Annotated in this window: 9 protein-coding genes; 4 read left to right on the top strand and 5 right to left on the bottom strand. The window is 54.6% G+C overall.

The annotated features are described in order from the left end of the window. Positions 1-11 precede the first annotated feature (11 nt). From IEY39_RS12520 to IEY39_RS12530, 3 genes are all read left to right on the top strand, one after another. Positions 12-485 (top strand): hypothetical protein, encoded by a 474-nt coding sequence (locus IEY39_RS12520; RefSeq protein ID WP_188931918.1) that lies wholly within the window; start codon positions 12-14, stop codon positions 483-485. 6 nt (positions 486-491) lie between these two features. Continuing rightward, complete coding sequence (locus IEY39_RS12525) at positions 492-1145, top strand: NAD(P)-dependent oxidoreductase (RefSeq protein WP_188931920.1); 654 nt, start codon at positions 492-494, stop codon at positions 1143-1145. 331 nt (positions 1146-1476) lie between these two features. Then, the gene (locus tag IEY39_RS12530; RefSeq protein ID WP_188931922.1) at positions 1477-2205 is read left to right on the top strand and encodes a lytic transglycosylase domain-containing protein; all 729 of its coding nucleotides are present in this window, start codon (positions 1477-1479) and stop codon (positions 2203-2205) included. Between the two features lie 2 nt (positions 2206-2207). Here the strand turns inward: IEY39_RS12530 and IEY39_RS12535 are convergent, their stop codons facing one another. Together IEY39_RS12535 and IEY39_RS12540 are read right to left on the bottom strand one after the other, a co-directional pair. Further along, positions 2208-4235 carry a retaining alpha-galactosidase gene (locus tag IEY39_RS12535; RefSeq protein ID WP_188931924.1) on the bottom strand — a complete coding sequence of 676 codons (2028 nt, stop codon included), beginning with the start codon at positions 4233-4235 and terminating at the stop codon, positions 2208-2210. A 69-nt stretch (positions 4236-4304) separates the two neighbouring features. Beyond that, complete coding sequence (locus tag IEY39_RS12540; RefSeq protein ID WP_188931926.1) at positions 4305-6647, bottom strand: M20/M25/M40 family metallo-hydrolase; 2343 nt, start codon at positions 6645-6647, stop codon at positions 4305-4307. A gap of 64 nt (positions 6648-6711) precedes the next feature. Here IEY39_RS12540 and xth point away from each other — a divergent pair, with 64 nt between their 5' ends. Then, positions 6712-7482, top strand: a complete 771-nt coding sequence (gene xth / locus IEY39_RS12545; protein WP_188931928.1) for an exodeoxyribonuclease III — start codon at positions 6712-6714, stop codon at positions 7480-7482. Between the two features lie 18 nt (positions 7483-7500). On the opposite strand, the gene IEY39_RS12550 is transcribed toward xth, so the two are convergent. The 3 genes from IEY39_RS12550 to IEY39_RS12560 all read right to left on the bottom strand — a co-directional run bounded on the left by IEY39_RS12550 (position 7501) and on the right by IEY39_RS12560 (position 13144). Next, on the bottom strand, positions 7501-9972 hold the full coding sequence (locus IEY39_RS12550; protein ID WP_188931929.1) for a DUF5686 and carboxypeptidase-like regulatory domain-containing protein: 2472 nt from the start codon (positions 9970-9972) through the stop codon (positions 7501-7503). Between the two features lie 69 nt (positions 9973-10041). Next, a complete protein-coding gene (locus IEY39_RS12555; RefSeq protein ID WP_188931930.1) occupies positions 10042-11985 on the bottom strand; it encodes an ATP-binding protein in 1944 nt (647 codons plus the stop codon). Between the two features lie 10 nt (positions 11986-11995). Further along, complete coding sequence (locus IEY39_RS12560; protein WP_188931931.1) at positions 11996-13144, bottom strand: FIST signal transduction protein; 1149 nt, start codon at positions 13142-13144, stop codon at positions 11996-11998. Positions 13145-13217: the final 73 nt, after the last annotated feature.

A 13217-nucleotide genomic window follows, 5' to 3' on the forward strand; every position in this document is an offset into this window, starting at 1 on the left:
ACACTACTCATATGACATCACAAACATTTCTCCAACTCGATCTCGTATTGCATATCACCGGGTTCACCATGATGGCGGGTTTCATCCTGGCGGATTTCGTCATCAACAGGCGGCTGACCCGGTATCTTCTCACCGATAAGCCCAGGGCGGCAAGCGTAATGGAAAGCGTGGCCGTATTCCCGCGCCTGATCGGTATCGGCGCCGCACTGCTCATCGTCACCGGCATCGCTATGGTGGTTATTTTCAAGGGCGTCATCGCGCAAATGCTTTGGTTTAAGATAAAGATGTTGGTCGTCCTGCTGATCCTCCTCAACGGGGGCATCGTCCTGCGGCGGAACAGCAATCGGCTAAAGTCGCTGTTGCAAACAAATGACGACCGGCATAACGGCAATATCCTGCAAGTGAAACAACGGCTTGGGGTATTTCAAGGGGTGGAGCTGTTGTTGTTCCTGATCATCTTTGTACTCAGCATTTTTAAATTTTAACCGGCTATGCAACGGAATACAATTTTAGTGCTGGGCGCAGGTGGCGGCATCGGCAGACAAGCCGTAGAAGCGGGGCTGGCTGAGGGTCACCGGGTAATTGCCGTGTTGCGAACACCGTCGAAGCTGCCACTTACGCATCCCGATCTGACCATTGTAAGAGGCGATATCCTTCAGCCCTCGACCTTTGAGTCCCATTTATCCGGGGAAACGGTCGTCGTTTCGGCCATCGGGGTCAGCGGCGGGTTGAAGGGTGACAAGCCTACGACCCTGTATTCGCAGGGAGCGCTCAACCTGCTGGAAGCCATGAAGCGCAGGGGTACGCGCCGCGTTTATTTTATCTCTGCGTCGGCGGTGGAAATAAGCCCGGTGATGCCGGCGTTTGCAAGATTTGCCGCGAAAAATATCCTGGGGAAGCTGTTGCGGCACATGTATGCCGATCTGCGGCTGATGGAAAGCAAGGTAAAAGAAAGCGATCTCGACTGGACGATCATCCGGCCGCCGCGGCTGACAAACAAGGCAGGCACCGGCCACTACCGGTTTGCGGTGAACCAATGGCTAAAGAATTCGCTTAGTATCTCGCGTGCAGATGTAGCCGATTTCATGATCCATCATTCGGAGGATACAGACACGTATAAGGGGATTGTGGAGATGGGTTATTGAAGATTTAACACTGCTAATGGTGCAGTACCAAAATGGGACGGCACCCAAAAGCTTGTAGAAGAATGGGATAGAAAGAGGCGCTTACCGTCATATTGACATCGTAGTTTTCCATAGTAGAAACCCTTGCGGGAAGCGGGTTCTGTGCATTATCTTTGTCTCTTCGGTTATAGTCTTCCGCAAATGAAAAACCCCTGTTGTACCGTACCCACGGAAGGCTGTAATTCTCGCCAATATTCTATGTTTCACCCTTCGCAACCGGATAGAATCCGGTTCGCGCACGCAAGTTGATCCAATCCTGGGGCCGGCATTGTTTTACTCAAAAACTAAAACGATGTTGAAGTCTCCGATGCCCTTATGTTTTTACAGTATCGCCTTTATCGTAGCAACCCCTACAGCGGCGAACCCTGGCCATGCCTCCCACGAAAGCAGCCCAAATGTGCTCTATACAGGCACTGCGGCTGCCCATACCCACAAGGATAAGCCAGTCTTTACCCTCACAGATAGGAAGGGGATAAGATTTGTCAATGCCTATATCCGCAACAACGATGAATGTCTTACCATCGTCAAGCGGAGAAGCGAGATCCCTTTTGCGGTGATCGATTCGGTGCTCGACCGTTACCGGCTGCCGCGGGAATTGAAATACCTGGCCGTGGTTGAATCGGAATTGAAATCCACCGCGGTGTCCCGTGTAGGAGCCAAGGGCACCTGGCAGCTGATGCCGGGCACGGCCCACGAACTGGGATTGGCCGTCAACCGCAAGTCGGACGAACGAAAAGACCTTGTAAAGAGCACGACGGCCGCGGCAAAGTACCTGCGCGATCTCCATCATGAATTCGGCGACTGGCTGCTCGTACTGGCCGCCTATAATGGCGGTCCGGCTCCCGTCCACAGGGCCATCCATAAAGCGCATAGCCGGAATTTCTGGGTCCTGCAGCAATACCTGCCGGCGGAATCAAGGATGCACGTGAAGAAATTCATTGCCACCGCCTGTTATTTCGAAAGCAAGGAGTCGGCGAAGTCGCTTCTGGTTTCCAACGAACTCATAGGGGTTGATGAATAGGACTATACCGGCCGGATATGCGCCGCCCATCCCCCACCGGGGGCAAGCCGGATGGTCAGTTTCCCGCCGCGTTGGATGCGAATGGTTTCCTTTTTATAATCGGTAGCGTCGCGGTCGGCATTGACTCCGTCTTTAAACACCTCCGCGACATAATGTCCCTCAGGCAGGAAGGAGCAATCGATGGTTATCTCACGGGCGTCCCAGTTGGTCATCGCACCGACAAACCAGTCCTTTCCCTTGCGATGCGCCAATGCCAGGTATTCGCCGACCTTCCCGTCTAACGGTACTGTTTCATCGAATGTCGTTGGTATGCTTGCGATGAAGTCAGTGCACTCCTGCTCCTTCATATAAATTGTGGGGTTGTCCGATAACATCTGCAACGGCGCATCAAAGACGATGTACTCTGCCAACTGCTGGCAACGGGTACCCTTTGCCATCGGGTTGTTGTTGACCGGCCGGTAGGTCGCCTTAGTGGCGTTGCGCATAGCCCCGGGAGTGTAGTCCATCGGTCCGGCCATCATTCGGATAAAGGGAATGCTTACGACATAACGGGGCTGGTCCTCATCCGCCCATTTGAAGTTCTCCAGTCCTTTCACCCCTTCATAACCGATGACATTGGGCCAGGTGCGTGGCAGACCGGTGGGTTTGGACGTACCGTGGTAGTCGACCAACAGCTTTGCCGCCGCGGCCTTTTGGGCGATGACATAAGTGGAGGCGATGGCAACCTGGTCGTCGCGATCGATGAAGTCTATCTTAAACCCTTTCACGCCCATGGCGGCATAATGCGGGAACACCGAATCCATTTGCCGGTTGATAGCATACCAGGTGGCCCAGAGGATGACGCCGATGCCTTTTTGTTTGCCGTAATCGATAATCTGCTGCAGATCGATGTTGCGAGAAACCTTGAACAGATCGAGGTCGTTCGACCAGCCTTCATCCATGACGATGTATTGGAGGTGATTGGCGGCGGCGAAATCGATGTAGTATTTGTAGGTCTCGGTGTTGATACCGGCTTTGAAGTCGACGTGGGTGATGTTCCAGTTGTTCCACCAGTCCCAGGCCACCTGGCCGGGTTTGATCCAGGAGACGTCGGATAGTTTTGGCGGTGCGGCCAGTTTCTGTACGATGTCCTGGCTGAGCAGGTCTTTATCCTGGCGGCTGATGGCGATGACACGCCAGGGAAAATTCCGGCTGCCGGTGGTTTTGGCGATATAGCCGGCGCGGCTGCCGGGGATGTAATTGATGCCGGCGAGCGCCGCGTCCAGCGGATAGGGTGCATAGACGCCCTTCAGGCCCCATCGGACGGAGTCCGATGCCCGTATGAGCCCACGCGTAGCGTTGAGGTCGAGGTACATCCCGGGATAATCATCCAGGTCGGATTCGAGGATGACCACTTTTTTGTTGGCCCCAATGTCTACCAACAGCGGAAGGAAGGCCAGCGAGTCTTTGGGCCACTGCGAAAGATTGATCTCACGATAGAGATTTTCGAAGGAAGAGTTGAATATCTTACCCCGCCGGTAGTCCCACTGAATGGGGATAAAGGCCCTGTCATCGGCAGCGAAATTGAAATTCGCTTCTTCGTTTTTGATGATCAGTTCGCCATTCCTTTTTGTGACGAAACGATAGGCTACTGCGTCATTGTATACGCGGAAGATGATGCTATAGTCGCCTTTGCAGTTGAGGGTGAGTTGCGCGTATTGATCGTGAATGGTGGATTTTTTGTAATTGATGGGGGTGAAGTCGGTATTGACGTTTTCGGTTTTGGCATCGGTAATCTTTACGTTTGCCCCGAGGGTCTCGCCGGTTTGCAGCTGGAGTCCGATGGCGGAAGGGAGGATGACGGGCTGGCCATCCTGGTCGGCGGACCATTGTAGTTGGGCGCCGGCCTGAATATGGACGACGAGGGAACCATCAGGTGATTTGACCTCGTAGTTGCCGGGGGCGCCGGGTGTGCCCGGGAGGTTAGCGGGTTTGCCGGCGAAGAGGGCGGTGTCGAGGAGACAAGCAAACAGGAAAAGAAGCGTTCTCATTTTGGAAGTTTTTGTTGGACGACGCCAAATATAAGCCGGCGGGCGAAGGGCAGCTGGCATTATTTTAACTCAAAAAGAGAATTTTTTAACCACCAGGATAGTATTGCTGTAGTTACCCGGACCGGGGATGATGTCGGGCGGATAGCCGTTGGATCCCTGGAGTGCGGGGATGCCAAGACTCCGGCTGATGACGGAGAGATCGCATTTCTTCTGCGGATCTAGTTGCAGCGTAAGGTCAATCCCTTCGGCACCAACACCCCGATATTCGAGCCAGTGCCAATCGAAATCCCGGGTGGCATTCCTCGGTTGTGTTGCCTCGTAGAAAGGCTGGCGGCCATCGACGATGATCTCCTCCACCGGGTTGTGCTCACCGAGGACTATGCGTATGGAGCTGGCGCCCTGTGGGGCATCGCAATGCAGGGAAAGCATCCGCCGCCCGTTTTCGATAGTGTCTTTCCGGATGGTGAGGACGGCCGCAGCCGCGGGTTCAACGGGGGCTTCGTTCTCCAGGATCTCCCCATGGCCGCCGGGAATGATCGTTGACATGGGGAGAAGCCTGCCGTTTGGAAAGAATTGTTTGTTCCAATGGTCGGCTTTCTCTTCAAACGAAAGCCAATGGGCCTTGCCCTGGTCGGCGTCGACGAAATAATTGAGATTTGTCTTCATCGGTTCGGCCGGAGTAAAACCGCGATGCAGGAAGCCGGCTGCCAGGGAGATGATGCACAGGATAGCAGCGGTACCCGGGACCATCCACCGGGATTCGCGGAAGATGATCGACAGCAGGGGCACCGAGAAGCCGAGCAGGAGGGCGATGAGGACGGGGACGGCGGCGCTTGCCGGCTGCAGGTCGAATGCGATGAAGAACATATAGCAAATGGGCGCCAGGAAAAGGATGGCGGGGATCAGCAGCAGCCAGGAGATGGCCGCTTCTTTTGTGGAGCCGGGCCGCCGGTGCGCGATGGTCGACGATGCGGGTTGACGGCTCGCGGGAGTGCTTTTGGCGAAGAAGATAAAATAACCACCCGCCTGGAAAATAAGCAAGGGAAAACAAAGAAAATAGATGGCGGTAGGCATGATAAAGTAAAGCCCATCGAGTACGATCACCAGTATGATCAGCATGCCCGCGAGAAGCGAGGCCATGTTCCACCGCTGGAGGAGCCAGCGATAGATAAACGTGAAGATTGCAAAACCGAGGGCCGTGAGGGCAAAATAATAATATCCCGGGTGATAGGTGTTGGAGTAATAGTCATTGTAGAGCGGGGATACTATCCGGATGCCGAGAAGGGCGTAATTGCCGGCGAAATACAGGAGCAGCAGCACGAGTGGAAAGGCCAGAAATCCTGCCAGCAGGCCCCGGGCCTTCACCAGCCTGGTGAACCCGCCCTTGATGAGGCAGGCCAGCAGCAGGATGTTGGTAAGGATGAGGAAGATGATGTTTAGTGAAGCAGGATACCGGATAAACCAGTTGCCGATGAGATTGAAAAAGCTGAGGTCGGGCGCTTTGGTATCGCGAATATCGAGATCCCCAAAATAACGGGTGAGAGATAGCATATTGTCGCCTTCTTCCTGTATCGTGTTGGGGTCGATATTGTCGACCCTGTCCGTCATACTGTGATAGTGGACAAAGCCATCGATGAAAGCCATATTGAGGCCGGCGAGGCCGGCCCCTTTCAGCGGCGTATAATCCGTATTGTTGGGCAGGCGTTTGTACACCTCATAGTTGAGAGAGGAAGCATTGGGGTGAGCACAGTGGGCATATCCATCGATGACCCAGCCGTTGTCCTTGTTCGTCTCGGATAGAACATTGACCCCCGAGCTGCCCCGCGCATCGAAATTCAGCACCATACCCACTTCCTTCAGCAAGGGGTTCTCGCGGACAAAGGCATAGGCGCCGAGCAGGCCGTCCTCTTCGTCATCCGTGAACAGGAAAATGATGTCATTCTTCAGCGGGTGGCCTGTTTTCAGGGCGCGGATCGTCTCGAGCATAGCGACGCAGCCCGACCCGTCGTCACCGGCCCCAAGGGCATTGGGCTGGGAGTCATAATGAGCCGCGATAAGAACGGCCTTGCTGCCCGAGGCGCCTTTCAATCGGACGACGATGTTATAGACATTCCCTGCCACCACTCCCCCATTCCGTGTGCTGATAACCGCCGTTGCATGCTGGATGGAAGTGTCGAGTCCCCATGTCGCGCAGGTGTTGAGAATATAAGCGCGAACGGCGGCATTTGCCGGGGTACCGGTGCTGTGCGGCGCCTTTGCGATCTGGCGTAAATGATCCATGGCCCTCGCCGCAGAAAAGCTGCCGGCGGCAGGCGAGGAGTTGACACGGGCAGGTGTGGTGTCCAGGTGGATGCAAAGCCAGGCGAAGAGGATAGCCGCGAGGAGGAAGCCGATTCCGGATTTAAAGCGCATACAGATGGTGTGTGGTGCTTCAATTTACGACTATTACAGTAATTTTATCCTACAAAAGGCACTCATGAAAATCGCTACCTATAACGTCAACGGCATCTCTGCCCGGCTGCCGGTGCTGCTCCGCTGGCTGGCCGAGACAAAACCGGATATCGCCTGCTTACAGGAATTGAAGGCGCCCCAGGAAAAATTTCCCGAACAGGAGATCCGCAACGCGGGCTACGAAGCCATCTGGCACGGTCAAAAGAGCTGGAACGGCGTAGCCATATTGTCACGGGCCGGCAAGCCCGAAGAGGTGCGGCGGACGTTGCCGGGTGATGATGAAGATACACATAGCCGCTATATCGAGGCCACGGTGGATGGCGTCGTTGTCGGCTGTCTGTACCTGCCAAACGGCAACCCGGCTCCCGGCCCGAAATTCGACTATAAGCTGCGCTGGTTCGAGCGGCTGACGCATCATGCGGCCTCGCTGTTGCATTCGGGTAAGCCCGTGATCCTCACCGGGGATTACAATGTCATGCCGACCGAGCTGGACGTATATAAGCCGGAGAACTGGGTGGATGACGCGCTGTTCCGGCCGGAGGTGCGGTCAGCTTTTCATACGCTCGTGGCACAGGGGTGGACCGACGCCATCCGGAAGCTGCACCCGGATGAGAAGATCTATACTTTCTGGGATTATTTCCGCAATGCCTATGGCCGCAACGCCGGGCTGCGTATCGACCACTTCCTGTTGAGCCCAGCCGTGGCCGGCCGCCTGCATGCCGCGGGTGTCGACAAGGATGTCCGTGGTTGGGAGAAGTCAAGTGATCATGCGCCGGTGTGGATCGAACTAAAGTGAATCAGGTAAGGAGGAGAATCAGAACTGGATATGAAAGCTGCCAAAGACCCCGAAATTACCGGGTAGGTTTGGCCGGACGGGAAGCCATGTACCCATGTAGACGGGCCGGACGGGCGCAAATCGCCATACACAATCGAGCCGGAAATACTTGAAGATATTGTCAAGGCCGGTACCCAGTTCGATATAGGGTCTTCCGTTGAGCGATTTCATCCGGTAGTTACCATATTCCCAGCGGTTGAGTTTCTTATCCGCCGCAGACAGATCGCCCCACACCGCTTTTACATTCCAGAACTGGCGAACTTTGAGCCGGCGCACCAACGGCAGGAGGTTCAACAACTTTTTGTCAAAATTATGTTCAACGGAAAACCCGGCATACCGGTCGCTGACATATTCATACCGGCTCATGAGGTTGAATGCCTGTTTGGAATAATAATAAGTTTCGTTGCCGGGATGTACCTCCAGCAGCATAAATGGCAGCGGATCGCCCCATATCCGCCCTCCGTACACCTGGTAACTGATGTGGCCCCAGCCCGGGAGATGGACGTTTTGGGTGATGATGGCGTTGAGTTTCTGATAGCGGTAATCGCCACCCGCCATCCCCGGGATCCCTACGGCATACCCGAGTTCGAAGGGAGTATAGCGCAGCCGGAGCCCTAATTCGGTGTTGATAATATCTTTCTCATTGCTCGCGATCATTTTTATCGGCGGCAGGGGATTAAAGGTCGTATAGGTGCTGCGACTGAGAAGCAACTGGGCCGAGAAAGCCTTGCCCCACTCCTTGGTGACCCCGGTTCTTTCCTGGGTGACCATGATGAATTTCTGCCGGATGCCGGGCCTGCGGATCAACTGGCTGAATAGATTGTCTGTAGAAACACCTTCCTCATCGTTGCGAGCCCGTCCGTTGTCGAGGTCATGCAAGTACGAAGCCTCAACGGAATATCCGCCATTACCCGGGAGTTTATAGCGGGTTTCGAGTTGCCCTTTGAATTGGTTATCACCGGCGCCATAGGCAAGATAGCCATGGAGCCAGAGCTGTTTGCTGAACTTTTGGGTGGTAGCCAAATCGAAGCGCAACCTCAGCTTTTCGCGCTGGTTACCGCTGATCCATTTATACCAGGGTCCTATCTCTACTGTCCCGAGCGGCTTGCGGCCATCGATGAGGAATTCTGCGGTGTGGACATAGGATTGAAATAAGGGGATGCTCTGAAGCGTATCCGATAGTTTGTAGACTTTCCCTTCATTGACGCTAAGGGGTTCGGGGCGATACAAGTCCCACCAGGCGTCCGGCCGGATCTTCGCATCGGCAGCTACAACGATCTGTTCAGGCTGGGTATTCTTGTCCAGGATGGCAGCTATTTCCGGCCGATCGATCTGCACTTGCCGGTAAAGGATGGTCTGCCGGGCGATGAGCGACAACTTTTCTTTTTTCAGCGGAGATATCTCGACTACGAATTGATCCCGGGAAAAGATCCATGTATTGTCCGGCTGCCGGACGAATTCCTGCCGGATGGTGAACCGGTGAACGAAGTTGATGTCTGCCGTAGAAGATATATCGAGATCTATACTGCTGACGGCCCAGGTAGCCTGGTGGATCCAACAATTCCCTGAAAAGGTATTCTCACCAGGGCGTTTGGGCGAAAAGAAAAGATGCAGGTACCGCTGACCGTCGATATACTGCGTGTCAGCGCCCCGGTAGTTATAATGTGCGTCGCCCGAACTGCTGAGGGGGCTGATGAATTCCTTTCCGAACAACGTAATATAATTCTCATACACATTTATGCTTTGCTCGATGCCCCCGATGAAATGCAGTACGCCTTCATTCTTCAATCCACTGGTGCGGACAGCAGCGATCTCTTCCCGCCTTTTTCGGGGATGTGCGCTGTAATAGCATTTGCCGGATGATTCCTTCATGAACACCGGCAGAAAAGGCTTGTCGCCGGATACGCTGTCAATATCATTCGCGATGAAGCCAAAGGGTTTCATGAGCTTCACCTTCGCCAATCCCTCCCGGGTCACATTGTTGAGGTCGAGCTCCAGCTTCCTGTACACGTCGCTGGAAAAGGAATGGTATTTATAGGGGTTATTCACCTGCTTGTGCTGGACGATCTTTTTCCACCAGAACAGCCCCCGGTTGTATCTTGCCATTACCACCACCTCTTCCGCCTGTTTTTCGGGTAATTCCACGGTCAATTCACCGGTATCTTGCGGACTGACGGGGATGGATACGGTGGAATAGCCTGCACAGCTGATGATGAGGGTATCCGGCACATTGTTCCAGGGAATATGAAAACGACCGGTACTATCCGTCACGGCGCCCCTGGTGTTGTTTTTCCAAATAACACTGGCAAGGAAAATTTTTTCCCTGGAAGACTGATTAACAACTATACCATGAATAAATCGGTTCTGTGCCGGCAGTTGGAGGAAGATGCCGCCAAGACAAATACATAGAAGTAAAGGCCTGTAACCTGTTGAAGGGGAAACAGTTAGCATACGGACGGGGTGTTTCGCGTGTTAGGCGGTCATAGGTTAAAGCGAAAAATACTCCTTTTTTCCGAAGGATCAAAGCGTTGAGCTGATTTGAATAGCGCGGAGCCTGGTCACGACTTCGCCGACTACATCCGCCACGGTGGTCACGAGCTGGTCGAGGCGGTCGGATGAGACCCGGGTGAGCGCAAGGCTTTCCAATTCTCTTATCTCCTGGTAGAGCGAGTCGATGGAAAGGTTGTGGAGGATGGGCTTCAGCAAATGCGCCTTCTCATGCACCGCCGCAAAATCCCCGGTGGCGGCTGCGACCTGCAATTCATGCACCGCCACTGGAACCTGCTCGATGAAAAGCCGGATCATCTTTTTTATAAAATCCTGGTTGCCCTGACCGATGGCTTCCAGCCGGTGAAAATCGTATAAGGCAGGCCGGTAGGATTCATCCGCGGACTGATGGGCGTTGGCCCCGTCTGCGCTGGCAACACCGTCGTCTGCTTGCATGGGTTGTTTGGCAAGCCAGTGGGAAAGCATATTGATAAAGGCGCCTTCTTCGAAGGGTTTTGAAAGATAGTCGTTCATCCCCGCCGACAGACACTTATCGCTCTCTCCCCGGATAGCATTCGCCGTAAGCGCGATGAGCGGCAGGGTCGCGCTGATCTCGCTCCGGATGATCTGGGAGGCCTCCAGGCCGCTCATAACGGGCATCTGAATATCCAACAGGACGATGTCCACGGGCTGGCTGCGCAAAAAATCAATCGCTTCCTTGCCGTTGGCCGCTTCGAACAGGATGGTGCCGTAATTTTCCAGGATGGTGATAGCCACCAGCCGGTTCATATCGTTGTCATCGACGAGCAGGATCTTTTTGTTCTTCAGGATATCGGAGTTGACAGGCGCCTTGTCCCGGGAGGAAAGATCGGCCTCACTGCCTTTTTCCAGGGGGATAACAAGGGACACCGTTGTGCCGACCCCTTTCTGGCTGGCGACGCGGATCTCGCCACCCATCAGTTCGATGAGTTCTTTGCAGATGCTCATGCCCAGTCCAGTGCCGCCGAACTTGCGGGTGACCGAATCATATTCCTGGGTGAACTTATCGAAGAGGTTTTGTATGAAGCTTTGGTCCATTCCCATACCGGTGTCAGCGACCTCGATGAGTATCTTTTGCAAGTGGGCCTTATCCTCCAGCACCCTGCAGGAAAGGCCGACGCCGCCTTCCGAGGTAAACTTTATCGCATTGCTCAGCAAATTGAGCAATACCTGGTTGAGCCGGTAGGGGTCGCCGATGAATACCGCGGACAGAAGAGGATCGCAGAAATCGATCTGCAATTGCAGCCCCTTTTCTTCGGCCCTGTGCATCATCACCTGCAGGGCTCTGTTGATCACGGTGGCGGGCTGGAATCCGATCTTTTCGAGACCCAGTTTCCCCGCCTTTATCTTTGTCAGATCGAGGATGTCATTGAGGATGACCAGCAGGTTCTCGGAAGCGGAATGGATGGTGTCGAGGTAGAAACGCTGCTTATCGTCGAGGTTGGTCTTTGCCAGTTGTCCCGCCATTCCCAGCACGGCGTTCATAGGTGTGCGGATCTCATGGCTCATATTGGCGAGGAAGTTGTCCTTCGACCGGGCAAACTGTTCGGCCTGCTCACGCGCTTCGATGAGGTCGGCCTCGATCTGCCGCTGCCGGGAAAGTTGAGCCTCCAGTTGAGCGAGGGTAGCATTAAGGCTATCCTCATCCGAACCGGCGGGGCTACCCTGAACATGTGGTTCGTCCAGCCGGCCAATGGCTTCCTTGAGCACTTTTATCGCCTGCCACCGGCCCAGCACCTCCGCCTTTAATTTGTCATTGATGCGGATATATTCCTCTTCATTGAGGCGGGAAGCATGGTCCGCGAGGGCTTTGTCCTTTTCAAAAGCATTGTACGAGTCATTCACTGCCTCCGCAAAGCGCGTCAGCCGCTCGTCGGACCACAGTTCTTCGGGCAAGTGTTTCCTGATCTGCCTGACAAGTAATTTATGAAGGGGCATTTCGACAGGATTATCGTTCGGAGAAATTGGTGATCGTCATCGTCTGGTTATGCAGCTGGCATTGCGTCCGCGCAAATGGCGGGGCGATCTCGCCATAGGAGTAGAAACCGGTGACCAGGGTCTTATCCCCAAAAACCTCTTTCACTGCCTCCACCTCTTCGGTGACCCGGCTAGCGAGGATGATCTTCCGGCCTACACAACTGATCAGGAGGGAGAGCGAGGGCTTGCTGTCGCGCTGGGCCGTCAAGGTCTGGTTGGCTGCCGCACTGGCTGCATCGACCAGCCGGTCGAAATTCGCTTTCATAAACCGAACGCCGGCGCCTTCCGGAACGTCGCCCGCGAAGAACATGCTCCCGGACTCTTCATCGATGGACAGGATGGTGCGCACCACCGGCTCTTCCCCATTCGAAAGCCGGACCATCAACGGGAAGAGCAGGGCCGATCCGGGTAGTTCTTCCGCATAGGGGCCCAGGTATTTCTTGTATAGGTGGAGAGCAGATTCGTCGTCGATCATAAAAAGCTGGTTGCCCTTGCTGCGGGTGATGGTTCGCTCGGGACCGAAGGATTCCCAACCGCCCATCGAACCATGAGAGACCTGGAGGTGACTGCCGTATAATCCAATCGCCACGATCTGTCCATGCCCGGGCTTTGCATTGAGTCCCACAAGCGTGCTTTTGAAAGCGGCGCCATCCCCCGCCAGCCCGCCGGTGACCGGAATGCTGTCCTGCACCTGGCTGTTGATGCCTTTTACCAGTTCGCTCCCGTTGACCTTGCTGCCGTCTGAAAGGACCAGGATATACGAAAGCTCATCAAAGGCCATCAAGTTACTTACCAGCGCCTTTCCCGCTTCAAGGCTGCAGCCGTTGAAGTCCGCAATATTTACTATCGCCGATCGGACCTGCGTCTTGTCGAATTCGACCGCCGTCACGGATGCCGAACCTTCATGAACGCTATCGCCGAAGATCTCGCCCGCCGTCGAGCAAAGGACGATCTCCGCATGGGGATAATCCTGGCGCAGCTGACTGTAAAAATCATCTGGCGCCAGCACGGCCTTATCGGCAAGCGCTATCACCAGGCTCACCTTCGACTTGTCCAGGTTGTCGTTATCGGGATGGCCGCGCCATTCACGGCCCTGAAGGGAAAAGATCGCGGTTCGCATATCTTATTATTTTACTACCGCGAACGGGCAGATGAGTACCAAACGTCGGATGCCCGGTGATTATTACATGATT

The sequence above is a fragment of the Puia dinghuensis genome (genome assembly GCF_014642875.1).
Classification (GTDB): Bacteria; Bacteroidota; Bacteroidia; order Chitinophagales; family Chitinophagaceae; genus Puia; species Puia dinghuensis.

Excerpts from the sequence above, each read along its gene's own strand:
- IEY39_RS12520 (WP_188931918.1), top strand. The coding sequence starts at position 12 with ATGACATCACAAACATTTCTCCAACTCGATCTCGTATTGCATATCACC.
- IEY39_RS12560 (WP_188931931.1), bottom strand. The coding sequence starts at position 13,144 with ATGCGAACCGCGATCTTTTCCCTTCAGGGCCGTGAATGGCGCGGCCAT.
- IEY39_RS12530 (WP_188931922.1), top strand. The coding sequence starts at position 1,477 with ATGTTGAAGTCTCCGATGCCCTTATGTTTTTACAGTATCGCCTTTATC.
- xth (WP_188931928.1), top strand. The coding sequence starts at position 6,712 with ATGAAAATCGCTACCTATAACGTCAACGGCATCTCTGCCCGGCTGCCG.
- IEY39_RS12555 (WP_188931930.1), bottom strand. The coding sequence starts at position 11,985 with ATGCCCCTTCATAAATTACTTGTCAGGCAGATCAGGAAACACTTGCCC.
- IEY39_RS12535 (WP_188931924.1), bottom strand. The coding sequence starts at position 4,235 with ATGAGAACGCTTCTTTTCCTGTTTGCTTGTCTCCTCGACACCGCCCTC.
- IEY39_RS12540 (WP_188931926.1), bottom strand. The coding sequence starts at position 6,647 with ATGCGCTTTAAATCCGGAATCGGCTTCCTCCTCGCGGCTATCCTCTTC.
- IEY39_RS12550 (WP_188931929.1), bottom strand. The coding sequence starts at position 9,972 with ATGCTAACTGTTTCCCCTTCAACAGGTTACAGGCCTTTACTTCTATGT.
- IEY39_RS12525 (WP_188931920.1), top strand. The coding sequence starts at position 492 with ATGCAACGGAATACAATTTTAGTGCTGGGCGCAGGTGGCGGCATCGGC.